Origin of the sequence: Bradyrhizobium sp. CB1015, from assembly GCF_025200925.1 — a bacterium.
Taxonomy (GTDB): Bacteria; Pseudomonadota; Alphaproteobacteria; order Rhizobiales; family Xanthobacteraceae; genus Bradyrhizobium.
The window spans coordinates 7,784,240-7,806,017 of sequence record NZ_CP104174.1; the positions used below are offsets into that span (position 1 = coordinate 7,784,240).

Sequence of the window (21,778 nt, forward strand, 5' to 3'; positions counted from 1 at the left end):
CCGCCCTTGCAAAGCAAAGGCGGTGTCAAACTCGTGTGAGACCGTGGTCTTGCGGGCGCGCCGAGAGGCGCCCGGCGGGGATCAGCCGCTCAGATCAGCCTTGGCGCGCCTTGAAGCGGCGCTGCACCTTGTTGATCACGTAGACCCGGCCCTTGCGGCGGACCAGGCGGTTGGCGCGATGGCGGCCGCGCAGCGATTTCAGCGAGTTACGGACCTTCATGGCAGAATCCTGAACGTTCGAAAGGCCGTGTTCGGCACTACCGTTTCGGCACGCGCGAATGTGGCAAAATGAGATTTTTCCCGCTGGCGGACCGGCCGCCCGGGACGGAGCGGTTCTTAAGGCATGGCGGGAGGTCATGTCAATGTTAACGGCCCCGCAAATCCGTGAAAACAACCCCATGCACAGTAGAAGCGGCCGGATCGGCCCGATCCGGCGGATTGGAGGTCGGGCTTGGCAAAGACTTTCGCCGCCTGCGCTTTTGCCGCCACCAGCGCCTTGCCAAATTCGTTATATCCTATAATCAATTCGGCAACCTGTCGGGAGGACACCATGCCAAAGCTGAAGCTGCCTGATATCGACAAAGTCGTCGCCATCGACATCCACACCCATGCCGAGGAGCCCTGCGGCACCCATCCTGACGACGGCTATGACGATTTCCAGGCGCAGATGGCGGAGTATTTCAAGTCGCCGCACAAGCATCCGCCGACGGTGCCGGAGACCGCGGCCTATTACCGCTCCAAGAACATCGCCGCGGTGATCTTCCCGGTCGATGCCGAGCGCGAGACCGGCTTCCGCCGCTACAAGAACGAGGAGATGCTGGAGATCGCCTCCGACCATCTCGACGTGCTGATCCCCTTCGTCTCGATCGACCCGCACAAGGGCAAGCTCGGGGCCCGCGAGGCGCGCAAGCTGATCGAGGAATACGGCGTGCGCGGCTTCAAATTCCACCCGACCATGCAGGGCTTCTACGCCAACGACCGCATGGCCTATCCGCTCTATGAAGAGATCAACAATGGCGGCGCGATCGCGCTGTTCCACACCGGCCAGACCGGCGTCGGCTCCGGCATGCCCGGCGGCATGGGGATGCGGCTGAAATATTCCAACCCGATGTACATGGACGACGTCGCGGCCGATTTCCCCGACCTCAAGATCATCCTCGCCCACCCCTCCTTCCCCTGGCAGGAAGAGGCGCTCTCGGTCGCGACCCACAAGCCGAACGTCTACATCGACCTCTCGGGCTGGTCGCCGAAATATTTCCCGCCGATCCTGGTGCGCTACATCAACTCGATTCTGCAGGACAAGATGCTATTCGGCTCGGACTGGCCGGTGATCACGCCGGACCGCTGGCTGTCGGATTTCGCCAAGATCGACATCCGCGACGAGATCCGGCCGAAGGTGCTGAAGGCGAACGCGCGGAAGCTGCTGGGGATCTAAATCAGGCGCTCAACGATCTGCGCAGCGCATTGAAGGCTTCGATCGCATGACCGAAGCCCTCTTGCTTAAAAGCGTCAGACCTGCGCCAAGCCGCCGTCGACGAAAACCTCGCCGCCGGTCATGTAGCTGCTGTCCGAGGACGCCAGGAACGCGGCCACCGCGCCGGTCTCGCTGGGGTCACCGACGCGTCCGATCGGCGTCGCGCTGCCGAGTGCATCGAATGCTTCCTCGCCCACGACCTCCAGCGCCAGCTCCGTCTTGGTCGGCCCCGGCGACAGCACGTTGACGCGGATGCCCGTGCCGCGCAGGTCCTGCGCCCAGCTGCGCGCCAGATTGCGGATCGCCGCCTTGGTCGCGCTGTAGATGCTGAATTGCGGCGTTCCCATCACGCCTGTGCTCGAGCCGGTCAGGATGATCGACGATCCTTTTCCCATCAGCGGCAGGGCTTTCTGCACGGTGAACACCAACCCCCTGACATTGACGTCGAAGATCTGATCGTAATGCTCGGGCGTGATCTGGCCGAGCGGCGCAAACGCGCCGGTCCCGGCATTGGCGAACAGGACGTCGACGTTGCCGCGTTCGACTTTCACCGTTGCATACAGTCGGTCGAGGTCGGACAAATCGGTGACCGATCCCCTGACTGCGCGCGCCGAGGACCCGAGCTGCGCAACGGCGGCATCGAGCGGCTCCTGCCGTCGCCCGAAGAGATAGACGAACGCGCCTTCATCGACGAACCGTTTGGCGGCTCCGAGCCCGATGCCAGTTCCACCGCCCGTCACCACCGCCGTCTTGCCTTGTAGTCTGCTCATGATGTGCTCCCTTCATTGAGGTTGCACTGAGCTGGCGGCCTACCTACCTAACCACAAGTATGCACCTTCTGGTAAGTACCCAAAAATGTCATCAGATCGTTCAGACCCCATCTCCCCGCCGGCGCAAGCCCAAGCTGACGTCCAACGTTGCACGCCGAACCTGCCCGGCTTCACGTGCGGCCTGGATGCGACCCTGCGGGTCGTCTCGGGCAAGTGGAAGCCGCTGATCCTGTATTTCGTCGCCCAGGACGGACCAACCCGCTACGGCGAGCTTCGGCGCGCCATACGCGACGTCAGCGACAAGGTGCTGATCCAGCAGCTGAAGGAGCTGGAGGCCGATGGCCTCGTGAAGCGGACCGACTACAAGGAGGTGCCTCCGCGGGTGGACTATAGCCTCACGCCCTTGGGTCACAGCCTCGCCCAAGCTCTCGTGCCGCTCTGCACGTGGGGCACCGAGCACATGGCGGAGGTCAGCCGGGTGTTCGCCGAGCGGGCGAGCTGGAGGCGGCCAGGACGTCAGTCGGCTGGCTAGCTTGCGCTGCTCGTCGTCCGAGGCCTGCTCCGCCCCCGATCGCAGCGCTTTGGCGCAACTCGCCTTGAGTCCGGCTTGGGCCAGTTGTTCTTGCTCGGAGTTCGTCTGTTGACGTTTCATCGCGCAGCGCACGTTATCTTGAGCTAGACTGGAGCACCTTAGCGCTGAAGACGAGCGCCGGGAGGCGCCCATGGACGTCACGGCTTGGCTGTGCAGTCTGGGGCTGGGACAGTACGAACAGGCGTTCCGCGAGCATGACATCGATGCCGAGGTCCTCCTGGAGGTCACGGCTGAGGATTTGATCGGGATCGGCGTCGCCTCGATCGGTCATCGCCGCAAGCTGCTCGCCGCCGTTGCCGCACTGCGCGCCGGCTCAATGCCGGCTACTACCATTGCGGCCCTCCCTACCGTCACCTCCGGAAACGCTTCGCTTGCATCCGAGGCCGAGCGCCGCCAACTCACTGTGATGTTTGTCGACCTGGTCGACTCGACCGCGCTCGCGGCACGGCTCGATCCGGAGGAAATGGCCGAAGTCCTGCGGGCCTATCAGAGCGCGGTGGCGGGCGCGATCGGAAGGTTCGAAGGGCACGTCGCGAAGTACATGGGCGACGGTGTCCTGGCCTATTTTGGCTATCCGCGCGCCCACGAAGATGAGGCCGAACGCGCGGTGCGGGCCGGCCTCGCCGCGGTCGCGGCGGTACATAGTCTGGCATCGGCGCATGGTGAGATGCTGGCGGTCCGCATCGGCATCGCGACCGGCCCGGTCGTTGTCGGTGAGCTGATCGGCGAAGGCGCGGCGCGCGAGGAGACGGTGGTCGGCGACACGCCGAACCTAGCCGCGCGCCTGCAAACCCTGGCCGAGCCCGACACCGTGGTGATCTCCACACGGACCCGAGAGCTCATTGGCGGCCTGTTCGAGCTCGCCGAGCTCGGCCTGCAGATCCTAAAGGGATTTCCCGTTCCCCTGCGCGCGTGGCGTGTGGTCGGCGAAGGCGCCGCCGAGAGCCGGTTCGAGGCGTTGCACGGCGCAGGCCTGACGCCGCTGGTCGGTCGCGACCATGAGATCGGCCTCCTGCTCGAGCACTGGGAGCGAGCCAAAGAGGGTGAGGGCCAGGTGGTCCTGCTCGGGGGCGAGCCTGGCATCGGCAAGTCGCGCCTCGTGCGGGCGCTGCGCGGACGACTGGAACATGAGCCGCATACGCCTCTGAGTCACTACTGCTCACCGCACCATCAGACCAGCCCACTCTATCCGGTGATCGGGCTTTTGGAGCGGGCAGCGGGCTTTGCTGCGGACGATCCCGCTGCAACCCGGCTCGACAAGCTCGAGGCGCTGCTTGCGCTATCGACCGAACACGTCATCGCGGTGGCTTCGCTGCTCGCGACGTTGTTATCGCTGGAGACAGATGCGCGCTATCCGCCGCTCGACATGAGCCCGCATCGGCAGAAGGAGCGGACGCTCGAAGTTCTGGTCGATCAGGTGCTCGGTCTCGCAACGCGCCGGCCCGTCCTCGCGTTGTACGAGGACGTGCACTGGGCAGATCCGACCTCGCTTGAGTTGCTCGATCTGCTGGTCGACCGGGTGCAAGGCGCGCGCGTGCTCGTCCTCATCACCTTCCGGCCCGAGTTCGTGCCGTGCTGGACGCGCTATGCCCATGTCACCTCACTGACGCTCAGCCGGCTGAGCCGGCGGCAGGGCGCGGCAATGGTCGCGCGGCTGAGCGGCGGCAAGGCGCTGCCGGCTGCGGTGCTCGATCAGATCGTCGCCAAGACTGACGGCGTGCCGCTGTTCGTCGAGGAGCTGACGCGGACGGTGCTGGAGACCGACCTGCTCCGCGATGAGGGCGACCATTACGCGCTCGCGGGGCCGCTGCCGCCCATGGCCATCCCAACCACGCTCCAGGAGTCGCTGTTGGCCCGGCTCGACCGGCTGGCTCCCGCTCGTGAGGTGGCCCAGGTCGCGGCCGCGATTGGCCGGGAATTCTCTCATGAACTGCTCGCGAGGACGACGGCGCTTCCGGAGAGCGACCTGCAGGCGGGGTTGGATGACCTCGTCGGTTCGGGCCTCGTGTTCCGGCGCGGCACGCCGCCTCAAGCGACCTACAGCTTCAAGCATGCACTCGTGCGGGACGCCGCCTATGCGACCCTGGTGCGGGCGAAGCGGCAGCGCTTGCACGCCCGGATCGCCGGCGCGCTTGAGCAGCATTTTCCGGAGACAGTGCAGACGCAGCCCGAGCTTCTGGCGCATCACTACACGGAGGCAAGACTGGCCGAACCGGCGATCGACTATTGGCTGAAGGCGGGACAACGAGCGATCGCCCGCTCGGCGATGGCCGAAGCGCTGACGCAATTGCGAAACGGCTTGAGCCTGCTCAACGCTGTACCCGAGGCCGATCGGAGGCGGCGCGAACTTGACCTCCAGATAGCATTGGGCGTGGCGCTGATGGCCACGCAAGGCTGGGCAGCGCCCGAAGCGGGACGTGCCAACGCCCGGGCTCGCGAACTCTGCGAGCAGATCGGGGCCACTTCCCAACTCTGGCCCGTGCTCTACGGTCAATGGGTATTTCACGGGGTGCGCGCCGAGCACACAGCGGCGCGCGAAGTGGCAGACGAGTTTCTGTGCCGGGCGCAGGACCAACAGGAGACCTCCGCAACCCTGGTCGCTCACCGCGTCAGCGGGACCGGCTCGTTCTGGCGCGGCGAGGTGGCTGTTGCCCGTACCCATTTAGAGCAGGCGCTCGCTCTCTATGACCCGGAGCGGCATCGCTCCCTCGCCTTCCTCTACGTGCAGGATCCGCGCGTGGCGGCCTTGTCGGGAACCTCATGGACATTGTTTGCGCTGGGCTATCCGGACCAGGCCCGGGCGCGGAGCCACGAGGCGCTCGACTCCGCCCGCGAACTCGCGCACCGCAACACGCTGGCGTACGCCCTGTTGTTCGCGTGTTTCTTCGAGCAGTACCGTGGCGCGTGGCGCGAGGCGCAGGACCGGGCCGAGACACTCGTTGAGCTCTCGACGGAGCAGAACTTTCCGCATTTTCTCGCGGCGGCCACGGTGATCCGAGGATGGGCGTTGACTCAGTCGGGTGAGCTGGAGACAGGGCTCGCGCAGCTTCGGCGGGGCCTTCCCGCATGGCGCGCCACCGGAGCCGAACTCTATGAGCCGTATTTCCTCGGTCTCCAGGCTGAGGTGCTCGGCCGTTCCGGCGCAGCGGATGAAGGCTTGGATCTGGTCGCAAAGGCGCTGCACCAGGTGGAAGAAACCGGCGAGCGATGGTTTGAGGCTGAGTTGCATCGGATGACGGGCGAGCTGATGCTGCGGCTGCCAAACGTCGATGCGAGCGCCGCGGAAGCACAGCTCGGCCATGCGGCAGCAACCGCGCACCAGCAGGGCGCCAAGCTCTGGGAATTGCGCGCAGCGACACGCCTTGCACAATTGTGGAGAGAACAGGATCGGTGTGTCGAGGCACGAGACCTGCTGTCGCCACTTTACAGCCAGTTCACCGAGGGTTTTACGACACCGGATCTACAGGCGGCCAGGGTATTACTTCGAGAGATGACCGCCCGCTCCGAGACGACGATGGATTCCAAATACCCGTAGGGATGCAAGCGCTTGGCCGATCCGACCTCGACCTGAATCTCGTGTGTTGCGCGCTGCCGTTTATCCGCATGCCTCCAAACGGAGTTCTTGTGACCACAAGGGAAGGACAGCCGATGCCCATCAAAGCCGTCGTCTTCGACGCCTACGGAACGCTCTACGACATCCAGTCGGTCGCTGACGTCACCGAGGATGCGTTTCCGGGCTATGGCGAAATCATCACGCAGGTCTGGCGCATCAAGCAGCTCGAATACACCTGGATGCGCTCGCTGATGCGGCGCTACCAGGATTTTGCCGCTGTCACCCGCGATTCCCTCGCCTATACGCTGCGCGTGCTCGGGCTGGCTTACGAGAATGAGACGTTCGAGCGCGTGATCGAGAAGTATCTGCATCTCGATCTCTATCCGGACGCGGCGGAAACGCTTGGCGCCTTAAGACCGCGCAAGCTCGCCATCCTCTCCAACGGCAGCCCGGACATGCTCAATGCGCTGGTGCGCAATTCCGGACTCGATGCCCTGCTCGATGCCACCATCAGCGTCGACGCGAAGAAGATCTTCAAGCCGAGCCCGCAGGCCTATGAGCTGATCGGCGAGGTGCTCGGCACCGCGCCTGATGAGGTTCTGTTCGTCTCCTCCAATCCCTGGGACGCCGCCGGGGCGAAATCGTTCGGATTGAAGGTCGCCTGGATCGAACGGGTGACGCCGGAAGCCATGGCGCTGGCTTGCGTCGAGAACGAACTCGTGGCACCGCTCACCCTGTTCAAGGCGATCCGCACCCAGATGGACGAGCTCGGCTTTGAGCCGGATCATCGCGTCCGCGCCCTCTCCGAGCTGCCAGGAATCGCTTAGGGTCGTCGCCCGCCTGTGAGATTGGAATGAGCTGCCCGGAATGAGCCTGCAATCCGTTCGCGCCTTCTTCGCCGAGAAAGCCCCCGACATCTCCGTCATCGAATCCCCGATCAGCTCCGCGACCGTGGCGCTGGCGGCCGAAGCCTATGGTGTCGAGCCGGGACGGATCGCCAAGACGCTGTCGTTGCGGATCGGCGAGCGCGTCATCCTGATCGTCGCGAGCGGCACCTCGCGCATGGACAACAAGAAGGTGAAGGCGCAGTTCGGCGGCAAGCCGAAGATGCTGGGCCTCGAGGAAGTCGCCGAGATCACCGGGCACGAGGTCGGCGGCGTCTGCCCGTTCGGGCTGAAGTCGCCGCTGCCGATCTATTGCGACATCTCGCTGAAGGCGTTCGACGTCGTGGTGCCGGCCGCGGGCTCGACCCACAGTGCGGTGCGCATTACTCCTGAGCGCATGGCCGAGCTGACCGCGGCTGAATGGGTCGACGTCTGCGAGCACAGGCCGTAAGGACGGCGCCGGATACGATGCCTGGTTGCATTGCCGGTCAGGCGGGCTAGCATAGCGGCGATGACCGACGACAAGGTGAAACGACGACTGACCACCGTGCTGTGCGCTGACGTGTACGGCTATTCTCGGCTCATGGAAGCGGACGAGACCGGAACGCTCGAGACGCTCCGCCGCTACCGCGCGGCCATCACGCGCCTGGTCGAGCGCCATGACGGCCGGATCGTGAACACCTGGGGCGATGCCGTGATCGCCGAGTTCGCCAGCGTCGTCGAGGCCGTGCAATGCGCGGTCGAGATTCAGCAGGAGATCTCCAGTCAAGCTTCGGACGCGTCCCAGGCGAACCCCATGCGGTTTCGCATCGGCATCAACCTCGGCGACGTGATGGTGGACGGCTCCGACATCTATGGCGACGGGGTCAATATCGCATCGCGCCTGCAGGAGCTCGCCGACCCCGGCGGCGTCGTGATCTCGAGTTCCGTCTACGATCAGGTGCACAACAAACTATCCGTTGGTTTCGACTGCCTCGGCCAGCGCCCGATGAAGAACATTGCCCCCCTGACCAGTTACCGGCTGACCCTGGGTGGCCAAGCCGCCGGGCCAGGGAGCTTCCCGCTCGAGGAGCGCGCAATGCCCTCGGAGCGAGCGCGCGCTCCGCGGATCGACGACAGGCGCGTGCCTTCTTCGCCCAGGCATGTCGTCTCGGATTGGCTCGCAAGGCTGCCCCGCCCGGTTGCAGCGGCTCTCACGGTGTCGGCCTTCCTGATCCTGATCAATCTGTTCACCAGCAACAGGATCTGGTTTCACTGGCCGGTCGCAGCCATTCTCTTCGCTGTCGTCTTGCGGATGGTGCTCGGACATAGGCCTGAATCGGGCAGCAGGCCGGAGCGCTGAACGAAGGCGGCACGATCGCATGTCGCGCCTACGCCCGCGCACCTCTCATGCGCTCGTCAGAGGCTAATCGTCATAATCGTCAAAGGGACGCGGTCGCACCTGCGGAGGTGGTGGCGGCGCATTGTTAAAGCGCGGTGGCGGCACAACGCGATTGCGCGGGACCGGCTGCTGCGGTTGAGCCTGGTTGTTCGACTGGAACACGGCACGGCAGCCGCTGGAGAGCTGCGGCGTGTTCTGTTGCAGACACGCCACGATACGGTTCACATCGGGAATCTGATCGCTGCACAGCCGCCACACATCGGGTGTGCACGCCATCTGCTGTTCCATCGTTCCGCGATATTCCTGGGCGAATGTTGCACTCTGGGCGACGGTGCCCCCGATCGCGAGCGCCACACCCAGCGCAATCCGCTCTGCTCGCATGTCCAGATCCTTCCCAAGTCTCTCGATTCTCTTCAATCAATGAGACGCGAGCTTGTTCTGGACCAACAAAAAAATGTGAAAGGCGCGGCTGGAACCTACTCGACCTTACCGATCTTCGTCGCCGCCGCGATCAGACGCCGTCCGCGGCGATGAACTGCGCGAAGGCCGGCGCGTCCTGATAGGCGACGGGCTGCCCGAGGTCTATGCCGCAACGGCACGCAAGAGATCGCGGCGATCCAGGGCGATGCCTCCCTGATTTTCTTTGTTCACGGGCCAGCCTAACGTGGCAGCGGCCAAGAACGAGACGTTTACCAGGCGTTAGCCATGTCCAGCCCGGCCAGGAACGCGTGCCTGCAGCCGCCGTTGGCCTTCCAGGGAGTGAGCGATGCACAATCTTGGAACCATCGACGTCGCCTTGGACGAGATGCTGGTGAACCTCGCAGCGATCGTGTTGCGGCTTTCGACGCCCGAATTGACGCGAACGCCGGAAGCGCGACGCGCGCTGGCGCAATCGGTCCATCAATATGGGGTGTGCGCGGCGCGATCGAGCGATCCTCGCGTTCACGAATTGAAGGCGCAATTGGAGGGGACGCTGAAACCGAGCCTGCGCATCGTCGCGAGCCATGGCGTGAAGGTGTCGTAGCGAGATGGTGGGCACGCTTCGAGCGGTCATCCCGGACAAGCGTCAGCGCAATCCGGGATCCATCACCACCGGGCGCTCTCGTTGCGCGAAGCAGGTCACTCCGAGTCCCCGTAGCCACACCTGCCCGTGGCTATGGGTTCCGGATCGGCGCGCGCTTGGGGCGCGCTTGTCCGGGACGACAGTTATCCTGCCTTCACACCCTTCTTCGGCCGACGCTTGCACGTGCCCGGCAGCTTGGCAGCGAGGAAATCGCCGAGCGCTTCGACGCGTGCCGGGCGGGGGCCGCCGGGCGGGGTCACGAGGTGCACGGCGCCTTCGGCCTGCTTCCAGTCCTTCAGGATCACTTCGACCTCGCCTGACGAGATCGCCTCACCGACGATGAATTCAGGCAGCTCGGCGATGCCGAGGCCTGCGATCAGCGCCGGCATCACGGCTTCGCCGTTATTGACGCGAAGCTGGCCGCCCGGGCGCACGCTGGCCTGCTCGCCGGCCGAATTGGTGTAGTGCCAGACGTTGGGCGTGGAGAGATAGGCGTAGCTGAAGCATTTGTGCTCGGCGAGATGCATCGGGTGCGTCGGCCGGCCGTATTGCTTGAGATAGGACGGCGCGGCGACCGTGTAGCGCGGCATGGTGAAGAGCCGCCGCGCAATCAGCGATGAGTCCGGCAGCCGCGCGATCCGCACCGCCATGTCAAACCCCTCCCCGATCAGGTCGACAGTCGCATCGCTCAAGTGCAGGTCGACCGAGACCTCCGGATAGGTCTCGAAAAATTCCGGCAGCAGCGGCGCCACCGCCTTGATGCCGAACGTCATGGGGACGGCGAGCCGCACCAGGCCGCGCGGCGCTACCGACTGCGCCAGCGCCTCGTTCTCGGCGGCCTCGCCGTCGGCCAAGAGGCGCGTCGCACGCTCGGCCAGCTTGTGGCCGGCATCGGTCAGCGCGAGCCGGCGCGAGGTACGGTTGAACAGGCGGGCGCCGAGCCGCTCCTCCAGCCGCGTGACCGCCTTCGACACCGTCGCCTTGGACATCCCAAGCTCGCTCGCGGCCCCCGCAAACGACCGTAATTCCACGACTTTTGCGAAGATCGCGAGCGCCTCGAAGTCTGGGAGTTTTGCCATGGGTCGCCGTCCAATTGGGTCATTTTGTGAAACAATGCGTTTCAACAGTTTCTATTTCTATACCACAGACGAAGGCATATCCAAGAGGTCAATCAGACATCAGGGAATTGCACAGATCGATCGAACTCAGACCTTTTGCAAAGCTCGGCGGCGCCGATCACGGCTGGCTCAAGGCCAAGCATCATTTCTCTTTCGCCAGCCATTATGACCCGAACAACATGGGACACGGTGCGCTGCGGGTGTGGAACGACGACGAGATCGCGCCCAACACCGGCTTTCCCGCCCATCCTCATGCCAACATGGAGATCATCACCTATGTGCGCGAGGGCGCGATCACCCATCAGGACAGCCTCGGCAACGAGGGCCGCACTGAAGCGGGCGACGTGCAGGTCATGAGCGCCGGCAGCGGCATCCGCCACTCCGAGTACAATCTCGAGCCGACCAGGACGCGGATCTTCCAGATCTGGATCGAGCCGACGATGCGCGGCGGCCAGCCGACCTGGGGCTCGAAGCCTTTCCCGAAGGCCGACCGCTCCGGCAAGTTCGCGACCATCGCGAGCGGCTTTGCGAACGATGCGGACGCGCTGCCGATCCGCGCCGATGCGCGGGTGCTCGCCACCACGCTGAAAGCGGGCGAGAGCGCGGAGTATGAGCCGCAGACGTCGCGGCATCTTTACCTGGTGCCGGCGGCAGGCGCCGTCGAGATCAACGGCGTCCGCGTCAATGCCCGCGACGGCGCCGCGATCCGCGACGAGGCCAGGCTGAAGATCACGGCGCTGGAAGATTCCGAGCTCGTGCTCGTCGACGCGGCGTGACGCCTCTCTCCGTCATGGCCGGGCTTGTCCCGGCCATCCACGCCTCTCCACGCGCCGACAAGAACGTGGATGCCCGGGCATAGGCGAGCGGAAGCGACGCCGTTCTTCGAACGGCTATGCCCGGGCATGACGATCCCGTTAACCATCAGATCTAAATCCAACGGAGACCACCCATGACCAAAGTTCTCGTCCTGTATTATTCCGCCTATGGCCACATCGAGGCGATGGCCAACGCCGTCGCCGAAGGCGCGCGCGAGGCCGGCGCGACCGTCGACATCAAGCGCGTGCCCGAGCTGGTGCCGGCCGAGGTCGCGAAAGCCTCGCATTACAAGCTCGACCAGGCCGCGCCGGTCGCCAAAATCCAGGACCTCGCCAATTACGACGCGATCATCGTCGGCACCGGCACCCGCTTCGGCCGCATGGCCTCGCAGATGGCGAACTTCCTCGACCAGGCCGGCGGCCTCTGGGCCAAGGGCGCGCTGCACGGCAAGGTCGGCGGCGCCTTCACGTCCAGCGCGACCCAGCACGGCGGCCAGGAGACCACACTGTTCTCGATCATCACCAACTTGCTGCATTTCGGCATGGTCGTGGTCGGCATGAACTACGGCTTTGCCGGCCAGATGAAGCTCGACGAGGTCACCGGCGGTGCGCCCTATGGCGCCACCACGATCACCGGCGGCGACGGCAGCCGCCAGCCCAGCGCCAACGAGCTCGCCGGCGCGCGCTATCAGGGCCGCCAGATCGCGGAGACCGCCAAAAAGCTGCATGGCTGATGCGACCCGGGCGGCATTCTCATTCGGGAATGCCGCTTCAATCCAGGATTAAGTCTGCGTGACGTCGGCGTGAGGCCGAGCCGATTCCGTCGGCACAGGTGCGGGCGCCGTCGAAAGCCACCAGCCCTCGCCGGCAAACCAGCATGTCTCGTCGGGAGCGCCCTCTCTTCGCAACGACTGGACCCCGTCCCAGCCTCTTGCGAACGCCTCGCCCAATCGCCGGCCGGCCTCGGCATCCTGCAAGCCCGCGCAGCCGATGAATTGGGCGCGGCTGAGGAATTTCGCGGGCCAGACCGCACCGTCGTCAGGCCGGGTGATCATCAACATGCCGCCGAGCATGCCTTCGGGCGCCAACGGAAACACCAGCCGCCCGCCGGGCCGCAGCACATCGAGCCATTCCGCCGCCGGCTGCGCCGCGCCCGCGCAGACATAGATCACGTCGGCCGCCGGCAGATCCGCCGCGATGCCCGAGCGTCCGCGCACGTCCACATGGGCGATGTTCTTCAGATTGTCGCGCGCAAGTCCTGCCAGACGCTCGTCGATCTCATAGGCGTGAACGCGGCTGCTGGGACCGACGAGATGCGCGAGAATCGCGGTGTAATAGCCGCTGCCGGCGCCGATCTGGACCACGGTCTCGCCTTCCTTCACGGCGCAGCCGCTGAGCCAATAAGCGTGCGCGCCGGGCATGCCGATGTTGAGACCGCGCGAGCTATCGAGCGCCAACAGCGCGTTCTGGTAGATGAAGGCAGGATCGTCGTCGGGCGTCACGACATAGGGATGGCCGCCGAGACAGATCGACCATGGCCCGGGCCCGACGAACGGCTCGCGCCTGACGGTCCGAAAAGCCTGCTCGAGGCGAGGGTCCGCGGCCTTCGCCGCCGCGCAAATCAACTGCGCATAGAATGCACGATACTTTGCCGAACGGTCTTCCATGTCGCCTCCGGGGAACGGAAGCGACGATAACACAACGCGGGCGATCATCGGAAGGCTTGCGCAATCGCGGCCCTTGTGACGGCGCGGTGACGTGGCCACGCCTCAACTCCGTTCCGCTTTCTTCCTGACGAGGTCCTTGCCGATCGGCCGCACGGGTTCGCTCCGCAGCACCAGCGAGGTCGTCACAGCGCCAAAGCCGGCAATGCGATCCACGATGGTCTCGAGATCCTCGGGCGCGGGAACGAGCACCTTGAGCACGAAACAGTCATCGCCCGTGACGCGATGGACTTCGATGATGTGAGGGATTTCGCTGAACCGCTTGAGGCAGGTCTTGATGTGCTCGTGCGAGGTGCGCAGGCGCACCAGCGCCATCAGGCCGAGCCCGAGGGCGCGCGGGTTGATGCGGGCGCCGTAGCCCTCGATGATGCCGGCTTCCTCGAGCCGCTTGACGCGCTCGGACACGGCCGGCTGGGACAGCCCGACGGAACGGCCGAGCTCGGACAACGGCACGCGCGCATTGGCCTGCAGCGCCTCGAGGATCTTCAAATCCTTGGCATCGATGCTCCCGAAGCGATCTCCGTTCCACCTTGAGATCATCGGCAGATGGTCGATTTCGCCGATGACTTGCCATGTGATGCAGGACCGCGATCGGTCACACTGCGGCGTAACCTCAGATATCACGGGACGTTCATGCACGACATCATCACATTGCCCGGGCTCGGCGGCTCCGGAGATACCCACTGGCAGACGCTATGGGAGCGCGCTGATGCGCGCTTCACGCGATTCCAGCCGGCGAGCTGGGACCAGCCGGAGCTCGACGACTGGGAGCAAGCCCTGGAGCACGCGGTCGCGCGCTGCGCCAGGCCGCCCGTCCTGGTCGCACACAGCCTCGCCTGCCTACTGGTGGCGCACTGGGCCGCGCGCTTCCCTTCCGCGATTGCGGGCGCCTTTCTCGTCGCAGTGCCCGATCCGGATGGCGGCCATTTTCCCGCGGAAGCTGTGGCGTTCAAGCCGGTCCCCCGCCGCGCGTTGCGCTTTCCCGCGCTGATCATCGCGAGCACGAATGATCCATATGGAGCGCTCGAGATGACACGGCGGCGGGCGCAGGACTGGCAGTCCGGCCTGGTCGTGCCGGGCGCGCTCGGCCACATCAATGCCGCGAGCGGGCTCGGCGACTGGCCGCAAGGACGCGCGTTGCTGGATGCCTTCCGCGCGGGCCTTCCGAGATGATGGCGAAGCAGACGGCGCCGGTCAGCGCGCGCCCTTGCCCATCGCCTGCGCGGCGAAGGCAGCGAGCCTGGGGTAGCGGCGCAGGCCCTGCGCGGCGTGATCGCGCCAGGCATAGGGCAGAGCGCGCCAGGACAGCGCGACGCTGACGTCGGTCAGCGGCACCCTCTCGGCGCCGAAGCGGCGCTTGTAAGCCTGATTGCCGATGCTGAGGTCGAAACGGCGCACGCCCTGTGCATGCAGCGCGGCCATGGTGCGCTCGGTAACGAGCAGGCCCGGCGAGCAGCTCGACCATTGATCGCCGGCATGGCTGATGCGCAGCAGGAAATAGGTCGCGCCATGCTTGATGCCGAGCGCGGTGGCAACGACGCCTTCGTCGCATACCAGTGCCGAGACCATGGCATGACCTTCCGCGACGCCCCGGCGGACGACCTCGCGATAGAATCGCGCATGGCTCTCGTCGTTGAGAACGAACGGCGAGCCGAGCTTTCGCATGCGGGCCTGCTGCTGGACATCCATCACGTCGAGCAGCTCGTGCGCACGCGCGGCATCGGCGGCGACCTCGAACCGCGCACCGGCATGGCGGCTGAAGACCCGCCAGCAGCGCGGCATCTGCAGGCGCTTGATCGCGGCCTGATAGCCGTCATAGGCGTCGCCCATCACCACCAGATTGCCGTTGAGCGAGGAGGATCCGATCCGGCCGAGCGCGACCAGCGGGTTCGGCTTGCCGCCGACCTCTGCCGGCATCTTCTTCAGGCGGAGCAGATCGAGGCGATCGGGCAGCGCACGCAACGCGCCGATCAGCGCTGTGTTGATCGCGTCCGCCGTTCCTCCATCCAAAGCGGCATCGCGCGCCAGGATCGGTGCGTTGTTGTCGGAGACGCCGAGGTCCGCGAATTCGACGATGCGGATGCCGCGCCTGACATGGCTGATCATCGGCACCACCGCGATGTCCTTGCCGGTGGCAGCATCGGAGATCACGGCGATCAGCGGAGCGACGTCGTGAAAGGCCTCGTACCAGGCGCCGAGCCAGTCGGCATGCTGGAACGCGGTGCGTTGCCCGGCGCTCAGACGCGAGGCCGCGTGCCGCCAATCACGCAGGACATCGACCGCGATGGCGGACGCGCTGGATGCAACATCGTCGGGCTGCTCAACGCTGAGGAAGGTCATCCGCGGGGCCCGATCTGCTCGACGCATTGGAACCTCGCCAGGAAGTGCAGGCCGGCCACGGATAGCGCGAACATGAACCAAATCGGATTCTGCCGTTCGAGCAGGAAGGTCTCGGTGGCGCCGTAATACAGGCCGAACAGCCAGACGGTCAGGAACAGCTTGGCCAGTGCGCCACTGCGGCTGTGAGCCTGCGCCGTCTGGAAATTGCCGAGCGGGGCGAGCACGAAGACTGCGATCACCAGCAGCAGCCCCGGAAGACCGATGGTGACCGCGAGATCGAGGTAGCTGTTGTGGCTGTGCGCCGCCGATGTCGCCCATTCGGCGCCCTGGGCAGTGGCCCGCGCACTCACGTCGTCCCAGAACGCCGCATAGCCGTGGCCGATGATCGGCTTCTCGGCGACGGCCGCGAGCGCGAAGTCCCAGATCGCGGACCGGCCGGTGAACGTGGGATCGAGCGGAAGCAGCCGCGTCATCGCCGCGAGCACAGGGCTGACGACACTGCCGACGGTCAACAGGTTCATCGCAACCAGCGGCACGAAGCAAATGATCCGCTTCAGCCAGAGGCTTGGGGTGACGTAGACCAGTGATGCGAGCGCGTAGATCGCAAGGCACAGCACCGACGACGTCTTGCCGCCGGTGAAGATCAGGAAGGTGCCGGCCAGCACGGCGATCGCAGGCCCCATCACGAACGAGCCCACCGCGGACAGGTAGATGCCGACATAGACCAGGATGGTCATTACCGCCGAGGCGATGTTCTTGTGGCCGAAGCTGCCGCGCCAGTCGCCGGCGAGCTGTGGCTCGGTGACGTCGAGCGCGGTGTGGATCGCATATTGCGGCGCGAGGAAGACGCCGAGATAGCAGAGCGCGAGCAGCACGAGCGCGGAGGCACCGAGGCAAAAGTTGAAGCTGCGCTGCGTCGGCGGCAGCAACGGCAACACGACGGCGAGCGACGTCACGCTGACTGCGAGCACGAATCGCTGCATCGAAACGCCGCGGCTCTCGGAGAAGACGATGTTGATCACGAGCCAGCCCAGCAGGCAGAGATGCAGCGGCGTCACCAGGCTCTTCAGCGCGGGCGCATCCGTGGCAGCGACACACAGCATTGCCACCGCAGCCAGAACACCCCAGGCGATATAGGTCAGCGCCATTCGTCCGCCGACGATCATGGTGACGTCGGGATTGCGCAGGTCCGGGAACGGATCGAGCGTCACCAGCACCAGCAGCAGCGCCCCGACCGCGACGAGGCAGCGCGCCAGCGGCACGGCATCGAGACCTGCAAGGCGATCGCGCAGGATATGGCCCAACGATCGGGCCTCGACGTCGGTCATGTCTGCGGCGCTGCGGTCCATGGCTCAAGACATCTGGTGACGCCGGTGAAGCTTCCGGTCGCGGCCCAACCCTTCCGGGGCTTCGTCAACGGGCCTTGCGGAGGTCTGCGACACTGCGGGCTTTCGCATGATGCTCAGCGCGATTTCGTAATATTGCAGCGCCCGTTGCTCCAGCGTGAGATTGTCCAGGATGTAGCCGCGCGGATCGAACCCGCCCGCGGTGCACCCAGCCCAGAACCTGTCCCAGCCCGCCTCGAAGCCGGCGATGTCGGTGAACTTGACGCCGCAGCGTTCGTCCCAGTACGGCACCGACGACACCGGCGCGAACTGCACGCGGTGCGGATAATAATCGGGGTCGCGCCATGGCCCGCCCGGATCCCAGGCAAACACCGGCACGCTGCAGGACAGGGCCTGTTGATAGGCGATGCCCTGGCTCTCGCTCTGGCACAGGAAGACCATCGCGCGCGAACGCGCGAGCGCAGCCTGATAATCCGCTTCCTTGTAGCTGCCGTACCGCAGCTCCGTGAACGAGCGGCCTTCCTTGATGAGCCGGGCGCGCACGGGCTCGATCATCTCCGGCGCGTAGCGCTCGCGGTCCCAGTGCACCTTGTCGTAGATCAGGACATCAACGGTCTTTCGGGCTTGAGCCGATGGCGCCCAGAGATCCGTGTCGATGCCGACAGGCCAGGCCTCGGTCTCGGGCCAATATGGCCGGTACATGTCGACGTACCAGGGACCGGGCACCACGACCTTCTTCACCGGCAGACGCTTGAACAAGTCGGGGTCGTCGAGCGGATGATTGTGGGCGGCAACACCGAGCAGGATCGGGTTCTTCCACGCGAACTTGTCGAGCAGGAAGGTGCGGCCGACGATGCAGGCGAGCTCGTCGGGATGTTGCGCGATGTAACCGTAATCGTTGACGCGATAGCGAATGCCGAGCCGGTCGAGCCCCGCACAGAGATTGAGGAACACGCGCAGCTGGCCGCTCATGCGCGGCTCGCCGAGCAGCAACCGGCGGGCGATGCGCCGCAGATGCCGGTCGCCGGTAAACCAGCGGTCGTCCTTGTCCTCATAGAAGAGGTTCAGGATCATCGCATCGGGGTCGTGTTCGAACGTGTTTGCGGGCACTGGATTCCATCCGCGGCAGTCCGATGCGCATTCTCGCACGGGGCCGTCTGCCGCACTCTTCGAAATTTACCACAGGCTTAATGCCAGCGACTTAACGTTATTCTACGAAACCGGCGGCACACGGGCCTTCTCGGCAACGGGTTCGAGCGCAATGCGGGTATCATCCGCGGGCGCCGGGCTTGGCGATCGCAAGCGTTCCCCAGCGCGGCACATCGGTCCTGGTTAACAGATCATTAAAGGCGAGCCGTGGCGTGATCACCGCCGAAGAGGTTCTCGAACTGCCAGCCGCCTCCCGCGCGGCAGTGCCCGCGCGCTTGCCGCTTCAGGTCGGCTCGACCACATCGGTATCCGTCGTCATTCCCGCCAAGAACGTTGCGGCCTATGTCGGCGAAACGCTTGCCAGCGCACTGGCGCAACGCGAGGTGACCGAGGTGATCGTCGTGGACGACGGCTCGGCCGACGAAACCGCAGCAATCGTGCGGGGCGTGCGTGACCCGCGGCTGCGCCTGATCCGCAACGATTCCGCCGGCGTATCGGCCGCGCGCAACCTCGGCGCGCGACAGGCAAGCGGCGAGTGGCTGCTCTTCCTCGATGCCGACGATCGCCTGCGCCCCGGCGCGGTGGCGGCGCTGCTCGCTGCAGCGCGCGGCGCGCCGCGCGCCGTTCTCGTCTATGGCGACTACAACACGATCGACAGCGAAGGCCGCCAGATCGGCCGGCGTGGCCTCTTGAAGGGGCGCCGGAAGCCGTCCGGCGACGTGCTGACGCGGCTCGCCGCCGGCAATTTCATCGTCAATGGCGGCATCGCGCTCGCACGCGCCGAAGCTTTCCGTGCCATCGGCGGCTTCGATACGTCCCTCAGATATTGCGAGGACTGGCATTGCTGGTGCCGCCTCGCTGCGATCGGCGAGTTCGAGTTCGCGCCGGAGCTGCTGCTCGATTATCGTCTTCACACCGCCAACACCATGAACGCCGCGGTCCGGACGCCAAAGGACTTCTTCCCGGCCATTGCGCGGGTGTTCGATGATGGATTGATCCTGGCGCGATTGCCCGGGCGCATGACGGCCGGGCTGCGCCTCGCCGCCGAGATTCATCTCGTCACCTACTCAGCGATGCAGGCGGTCCGGTTCGGCAGGTATCGCCAAGCGTTCGCTTATCTCGCGATGATCGGCCGGCGGTCGCTCAGATCGCTGCCACGCTCGACAATCCGGGTCGCCCTCGCTCGCTTCGGCATCTAGTTCCGCCGCGTCAAGACGCGATCTTCGAGGCCTCGTAAGGCTTCGGCTCGAGGCCGAGGGCCGCCAAGGCGGCGCCAAACGCAACCATCAGCGGGTGCATCGCGACGACGGCTTTCGACGACGGCAACAAGGCTGCGGAGCGAAGGAGCGACAGCTGCAAGCGCCCCAGCATCTGCGCAAACACCCGCGCCCGTGCTGCTGCGCTGCGCGCGGCCTTGTACTGTACACGATAATTGATCGCGCCGATGCGCAGGCCGCGCTTTGCGATCCAGCCGAGGCTGGTGCGGTTGCGCGGCACGGTCTCGGTGATGACGGCCTCCGCCGTCCAGTGAAACAGCATGCCGGCGTCACGGCACCGCACGAAGAAATCGCAATCGCCGCCGCCGAGAAAATTGAAGCGCAGATCGAACGCGGGACGGTCGAACCGCTCGAAGGCGGCGCGCGTGATCAGGCAATTGCCGCAACCGTAGATCAGCGGCACTGCGCCGCTGTAGTCGTAGGCTGGACAGAAGGCGGGGTGACGCGAAAGCCAGCGCTTGCTGTCATCGTCGAACACCGGCAGCACCGGCCCGCCGACCACGTCGGCGCCGGTCGCCTCCGCGGTGCGGACCATCAGCTCGAGCCAGTCGCTTGATGCGATCTCGTCGTCGTCGATCATCAGGAAACGCGTCGCGGCGGGAAACAGCTGCTGCGCCGTCTCGAAGGCAGCATTGATCGCCTGGCAATTTCCCTGTCGCTTCTCGATGAGGCAGATGCCCTGGAGCCTTCCAGCGGCCAGGAACTCCGCGGCAACCGGCGCGCTTTCGCGCCGCACCGCATCGTTCTCGACCATGACGACGGCAAAGGAACGCGGGGTGCGCTGGTTCGCCAGCGATTCCAGCGTGAGGCGCAGGTGTTGCGGACGACGGAAGCAGGGAACGCAGACGACGATGCCGACCGACAGGTCGATGACGCGAGAGCTCGCCACGATCTCCCGATTGGGATCGCGCACGGCATCCGAGATGCGCGCCGCAGACAGGTCGGTCGGGATCAATGTCATGAGGTCTAGATGTCCGAGATGTATTGAAAAAGCCCTGCTTCGATCGCGCGTCCCACGACGGCACATCGCCGCGGGACAAACTCGTCCCAAAATGGACGGCTGCCGCGCGGTACATGGCCACGAAGTTCGCAGCAGGTCATGCTGCAATTGGCGGTCCATGCACCGACAACGCTCCAACATGAACAATGCCGTAGTTAATGCGCATGCGCATTAACCGGGCCGTAAGCACTGCGACCGGTGAGACGTTGCGGCATCGGATTTGCTCTTCGGGCAGGCGCATTTTTTCCTGTAAATTTGAATAGAACAAGCGCGGTCAGAAAATATGAACAAGCCAGCCACGATCGATTTCGCGACAGCCACGGCGATCCAAATCCCCGCGGCCGCGCCATATGCCGAAGCGCTTCATGATCTCGTCCCCGGCGAAGCCCGCGACAGCCTGCTCGCCGTCCATGACGTGCTGTGCCGCGAGCTGCCGCGGGGCCGGCTCGCCATCTATGAGGCCGGCGGCGGCTCTTGCAGCGTTCTGCCGCCGGACTTGCTCAGCCGGAGCAAGGTCACCGTCGTCGACATCGACGAGGACCAGGTCCGCAACAACACCTACGCCGACGAGGCGATCCTCGGCGACGTCCAGACATACCGCTTCGGGCGCGAGACCTTCGATCTCGTGATCTGCTACAACGTGATCGAGCATCTGCCCAACGTCGACGCCGCGCTCCTGAATTTCCGTGACGCGCTCAAGCGCGGCGGGATGATCCTGATCGGCGCACCCAATCCGCGCTCGCTCTCCGGGGTCGTCACCAAATACTCGCCGCACTGGTTTCACGTCTGGTTCTATCGGCACATCCGCGGCATCAAGGACGCCGGCCTGCCCGGCGAGCCGCCATTCCCGACGTTCTTTCATCCGCTGGTGACGCTGTCCCGGCTGGAAGCATTCGCGGCCGCCAACGGCCTCGAGATGATCTACCGCCGTGAAGTCGAAAGTCCGCGCTATCCCGAGATGCGCCGGCGCAAGCCGCTGGTTGCGGCCCTGATCGACACCGGCGCCGCGGTGCTGAACGCCGTGCTGCCGCGCGGCACCGACGTCCGCCGCGGCGACTATCACGTGATCCTGCGGAGGAACTGACGGCGATGGCACGTGCGCGGCCCATCACCGGACGAACGGCGGCTCGCGGCCATGCTGCGCGCGGTAACGGATCGTTAATTTCCGGAAGAGGCGGGTATCGCGAGCGTCACAGCGACGCGCCGAGGGACGGCCTGCGCTTAAACGCTTTGTTTGCCATTTCGGTGAATAGTCCCTCAATGAGTATGGTTAATTTTCCCTGTTGCGTTGA

The 21,778-nt window shown here is 65.3% G+C and carries 22 protein-coding genes; 12 read left to right on the forward strand and 10 right to left on the reverse strand.

Annotated features, from left to right (window positions below; translation table 11 throughout):
* Positions 1 to 94 precede the first annotated feature (94 nt).
* Complete coding sequence (gene ykgO, locus N2604_RS36490) at positions 95 to 220, reverse strand: type B 50S ribosomal protein L36 (RefSeq protein ID WP_006611362.1); 126 nt, start codon at positions 218 to 220, stop codon at positions 95 to 97.
* A gap of 330 nt (positions 221 to 550) precedes the next feature.
* On the opposite strand from ykgO, the gene N2604_RS36495 reads away from it, so the two are divergent.
* Positions 551 to 1,435 carry an amidohydrolase family protein gene (locus tag N2604_RS36495; protein WP_025033762.1) on the forward strand — a complete coding sequence of 295 codons (885 nt, stop codon included), beginning with the start codon at positions 551 to 553 and terminating at the stop codon, positions 1,433 to 1,435.
* Positions 1,436 to 1,509: 74 nt separating this feature from the next.
* Here the strand turns inward: N2604_RS36495 and N2604_RS36500 are convergent, their stop codons facing one another.
* Positions 1,510 to 2,244, reverse strand: a complete 735-nt coding sequence (locus N2604_RS36500; RefSeq protein ID WP_260372757.1) for an SDR family NAD(P)-dependent oxidoreductase — start codon at positions 2,242 to 2,244, stop codon at positions 1,510 to 1,512.
* 160 nt (positions 2,245 to 2,404) lie between these two features.
* Here N2604_RS36500 and N2604_RS36505 point away from each other — a divergent pair, with 160 nt between their 5' ends.
* From N2604_RS36505 to N2604_RS36525, 5 genes are all read left to right on the forward strand, one after another.
* On the forward strand, positions 2,405 to 2,776 hold the full coding sequence (locus N2604_RS36505; protein WP_260376383.1) for a helix-turn-helix domain-containing protein: 372 nt from the start codon (positions 2,405 to 2,407) through the stop codon (positions 2,774 to 2,776).
* A gap of 190 nt (positions 2,777 to 2,966) precedes the next feature.
* A complete protein-coding gene (locus N2604_RS36510; RefSeq protein WP_260372758.1) occupies positions 2,967 to 6,371 on the forward strand; it encodes an AAA family ATPase in 3,405 nt (1,134 codons plus the stop codon).
* Positions 6,372 to 6,484: 113 nt separating this feature from the next.
* Entirely contained in the window at positions 6,485 to 7,216 is a 732-nt protein-coding gene (locus tag N2604_RS36515) for a haloacid dehalogenase type II (protein ID WP_260372759.1), read from the forward strand.
* A 40-nt stretch (positions 7,217 to 7,256) separates the two neighbouring features.
* Positions 7,257 to 7,724, forward strand: coding sequence for a YbaK/EbsC family protein (locus N2604_RS36520; protein ID WP_260372760.1), 468 nt, complete (start codon positions 7,257 to 7,259; stop codon positions 7,722 to 7,724).
* Positions 7,725 to 7,784: 60 nt separating this feature from the next.
* The gene (locus N2604_RS36525; protein WP_260372761.1) at positions 7,785 to 8,615 is read left to right on the forward strand and encodes an adenylate/guanylate cyclase domain-containing protein; all 831 of its coding nucleotides are present in this window, start codon (positions 7,785 to 7,787) and stop codon (positions 8,613 to 8,615) included.
* Positions 8,616 to 8,678: 63 nt separating this feature from the next.
* Here N2604_RS36525 and N2604_RS36530 read toward each other — a convergent pair whose 3' ends face one another.
* Positions 8,679 to 9,035, reverse strand: a complete 357-nt coding sequence (locus N2604_RS36530; protein ID WP_260372762.1) for a hypothetical protein — start codon at positions 9,033 to 9,035, stop codon at positions 8,679 to 8,681.
* Positions 9,036 to 9,420: 385 nt separating this feature from the next.
* Between N2604_RS36530 and N2604_RS36535 the strand changes: the two genes are divergently transcribed.
* Positions 9,421 to 9,678, forward strand: coding sequence for a hypothetical protein (locus N2604_RS36535; RefSeq protein WP_025033750.1), 258 nt, complete (start codon positions 9,421 to 9,423; stop codon positions 9,676 to 9,678).
* 182 nt (positions 9,679 to 9,860) lie between these two features.
* Here N2604_RS36535 and N2604_RS36540 read toward each other — a convergent pair whose 3' ends face one another.
* Entirely contained in the window at positions 9,861 to 10,796 is a 936-nt protein-coding gene (locus N2604_RS36540) for a LysR family transcriptional regulator (RefSeq protein ID WP_260372763.1), read from the reverse strand.
* A 107-nt stretch (positions 10,797 to 10,903) separates the two neighbouring features.
* Here N2604_RS36540 and N2604_RS36545 point away from each other — a divergent pair, with 107 nt between their 5' ends.
* Together N2604_RS36545 and wrbA are read left to right on the forward strand one after the other, a co-directional pair.
* On the forward strand, positions 10,904 to 11,611 hold the full coding sequence (locus N2604_RS36545; protein WP_260372764.1) for a pirin family protein: 708 nt from the start codon (positions 10,904 to 10,906) through the stop codon (positions 11,609 to 11,611).
* Between the two features lie 173 nt (positions 11,612 to 11,784).
* Positions 11,785 to 12,384: an NAD(P)H:quinone oxidoreductase gene (wrbA, locus tag N2604_RS36550; protein ID WP_260372765.1), complete on the forward strand. Its 600-nt coding sequence runs from the start codon at positions 11,785 to 11,787 to the stop codon at positions 12,382 to 12,384.
* 48 nt (positions 12,385 to 12,432) lie between these two features.
* Here the strand turns inward: wrbA and N2604_RS36555 are convergent, their stop codons facing one another.
* Both N2604_RS36555 and N2604_RS36560 read right to left on the reverse strand, forming a co-directional pair.
* Entirely contained in the window at positions 12,433 to 13,317 is an 885-nt protein-coding gene (locus tag N2604_RS36555) for a protein-L-isoaspartate O-methyltransferase (RefSeq protein WP_260372766.1), read from the reverse strand.
* Positions 13,318 to 13,419: 102 nt separating this feature from the next.
* On the reverse strand, positions 13,420 to 13,914 hold the full coding sequence (locus N2604_RS36560; RefSeq protein WP_260372767.1) for an Lrp/AsnC family transcriptional regulator: 495 nt from the start codon (positions 13,912 to 13,914) through the stop codon (positions 13,420 to 13,422).
* Between the two features lie 93 nt (positions 13,915 to 14,007).
* Between N2604_RS36560 and N2604_RS36565 the strand changes: the two genes are divergently transcribed.
* Positions 14,008 to 14,547, forward strand: coding sequence for an alpha/beta hydrolase (locus tag N2604_RS36565; RefSeq protein WP_260372768.1), 540 nt, complete (start codon positions 14,008 to 14,010; stop codon positions 14,545 to 14,547).
* 21 nt (positions 14,548 to 14,568) lie between these two features.
* On the opposite strand, the gene N2604_RS36570 is transcribed toward N2604_RS36565, so the two are convergent.
* Genes N2604_RS36570 through N2604_RS36580 form a run of 3 tightly spaced genes read right to left on the reverse strand, consistent with a single transcriptional unit; the run spans position 14,569 to position 18,170 of the window.
* The gene (locus N2604_RS36570) at positions 14,569 to 15,714 is read right to left on the reverse strand and encodes a GNAT family N-acetyltransferase (protein ID WP_260372769.1); all 1,146 of its coding nucleotides are present in this window, start codon (positions 15,712 to 15,714) and stop codon (positions 14,569 to 14,571) included.
* Positions 15,711 to 17,063 (reverse strand): O-antigen ligase, encoded by a 1,353-nt coding sequence (locus tag N2604_RS36575; RefSeq protein ID WP_260372770.1) that lies wholly within the window; start codon positions 17,061 to 17,063, stop codon positions 15,711 to 15,713. The genes N2604_RS36570 and N2604_RS36575 overlap by 4 nt, the downstream gene beginning before the upstream one ends.
* A gap of 3 nt (positions 17,064 to 17,066) precedes the next feature.
* On the reverse strand, positions 17,067 to 18,170 hold the full coding sequence (locus N2604_RS36580) for a glycosyltransferase (protein ID WP_260372771.1): 1,104 nt from the start codon (positions 18,168 to 18,170) through the stop codon (positions 17,067 to 17,069).
* A 251-nt stretch (positions 18,171 to 18,421) separates the two neighbouring features.
* Here N2604_RS36580 and N2604_RS36585 point away from each other — a divergent pair, with 251 nt between their 5' ends.
* Positions 18,422 to 19,408 (forward strand): glycosyltransferase, encoded by a 987-nt coding sequence (locus N2604_RS36585; RefSeq protein ID WP_260372772.1) that lies wholly within the window; start codon positions 18,422 to 18,424, stop codon positions 19,406 to 19,408.
* A gap of 10 nt (positions 19,409 to 19,418) precedes the next feature.
* Here the strand turns inward: N2604_RS36585 and N2604_RS36590 are convergent, their stop codons facing one another.
* On the reverse strand, positions 19,419 to 20,447 hold the full coding sequence (locus N2604_RS36590; RefSeq protein WP_260372773.1) for a glycosyltransferase family 2 protein: 1,029 nt from the start codon (positions 20,445 to 20,447) through the stop codon (positions 19,419 to 19,421).
* A 322-nt stretch (positions 20,448 to 20,769) separates the two neighbouring features.
* On the opposite strand from N2604_RS36590, the gene N2604_RS36595 reads away from it, so the two are divergent.
* The gene (locus N2604_RS36595) at positions 20,770 to 21,570 is read left to right on the forward strand and encodes a methyltransferase (RefSeq protein ID WP_260372774.1); all 801 of its coding nucleotides are present in this window, start codon (positions 20,770 to 20,772) and stop codon (positions 21,568 to 21,570) included.
* Positions 21,571 to 21,778 lie beyond the last annotated feature (208 nt).

What these genes read in the sequence shown, in the direction of transcription:
- ykgO (WP_006611362.1), bottom strand. Translation starts at nt 220, where the DNA reads ATGAAGGTCCGTAACTCGCTGAAATCGCTGCGCGGCCGCCATCGCGCC.
- N2604_RS36495 (WP_025033762.1), top strand. Translation starts at nt 551, where the DNA reads ATGCCAAAGCTGAAGCTGCCTGATATCGACAAAGTCGTCGCCATCGAC.
- N2604_RS36500 (WP_260372757.1), bottom strand. Translation starts at nt 2,244, where the DNA reads ATGAGCAGACTACAAGGCAAGACGGCGGTGGTGACGGGCGGTGGAACT.
- N2604_RS36510 (WP_260372758.1), top strand. Translation starts at nt 2,967, where the DNA reads ATGGACGTCACGGCTTGGCTGTGCAGTCTGGGGCTGGGACAGTACGAA.
- N2604_RS36515 (WP_260372759.1), top strand. Translation starts at nt 6,485, where the DNA reads ATGCCCATCAAAGCCGTCGTCTTCGACGCCTACGGAACGCTCTACGAC.
- N2604_RS36520 (WP_260372760.1), top strand. Translation starts at nt 7,257, where the DNA reads ATGAGCCTGCAATCCGTTCGCGCCTTCTTCGCCGAGAAAGCCCCCGAC.
- N2604_RS36525 (WP_260372761.1), top strand. Translation starts at nt 7,785, where the DNA reads ATGACCGACGACAAGGTGAAACGACGACTGACCACCGTGCTGTGCGCT.
- N2604_RS36530 (WP_260372762.1), bottom strand. Translation starts at nt 9,035, where the DNA reads ATGCGAGCAGAGCGGATTGCGCTGGGTGTGGCGCTCGCGATCGGGGGC.
- N2604_RS36535 (WP_025033750.1), top strand. Translation starts at nt 9,421, where the DNA reads ATGCACAATCTTGGAACCATCGACGTCGCCTTGGACGAGATGCTGGTG.
- N2604_RS36540 (WP_260372763.1), bottom strand. Translation starts at nt 10,796, where the DNA reads ATGGCAAAACTCCCAGACTTCGAGGCGCTCGCGATCTTCGCAAAAGTC.
- wrbA (WP_260372765.1), top strand. Translation starts at nt 11,785, where the DNA reads ATGACCAAAGTTCTCGTCCTGTATTATTCCGCCTATGGCCACATCGAG.
- N2604_RS36555 (WP_260372766.1), bottom strand. Translation starts at nt 13,317, where the DNA reads ATGGAAGACCGTTCGGCAAAGTATCGTGCATTCTATGCGCAGTTGATT.
- N2604_RS36560 (WP_260372767.1), bottom strand. Translation starts at nt 13,914, where the DNA reads ATGATCTCAAGGTGGAACGGAGATCGCTTCGGGAGCATCGATGCCAAG.
- N2604_RS36565 (WP_260372768.1), top strand. Translation starts at nt 14,008, where the DNA reads ATGCACGACATCATCACATTGCCCGGGCTCGGCGGCTCCGGAGATACC.
- N2604_RS36570 (WP_260372769.1), bottom strand. Translation starts at nt 15,714, where the DNA reads ATGACCTTCCTCAGCGTTGAGCAGCCCGACGATGTTGCATCCAGCGCG.
- N2604_RS36575 (WP_260372770.1), bottom strand. Translation starts at nt 17,063, where the DNA reads ATGGACCGCAGCGCCGCAGACATGACCGACGTCGAGGCCCGATCGTTG.
- N2604_RS36590 (WP_260372773.1), bottom strand. Translation starts at nt 20,447, where the DNA reads ATGACATTGATCCCGACCGACCTGTCTGCGGCGCGCATCTCGGATGCC.
- N2604_RS36595 (WP_260372774.1), top strand. Translation starts at nt 20,770, where the DNA reads ATGAACAAGCCAGCCACGATCGATTTCGCGACAGCCACGGCGATCCAA.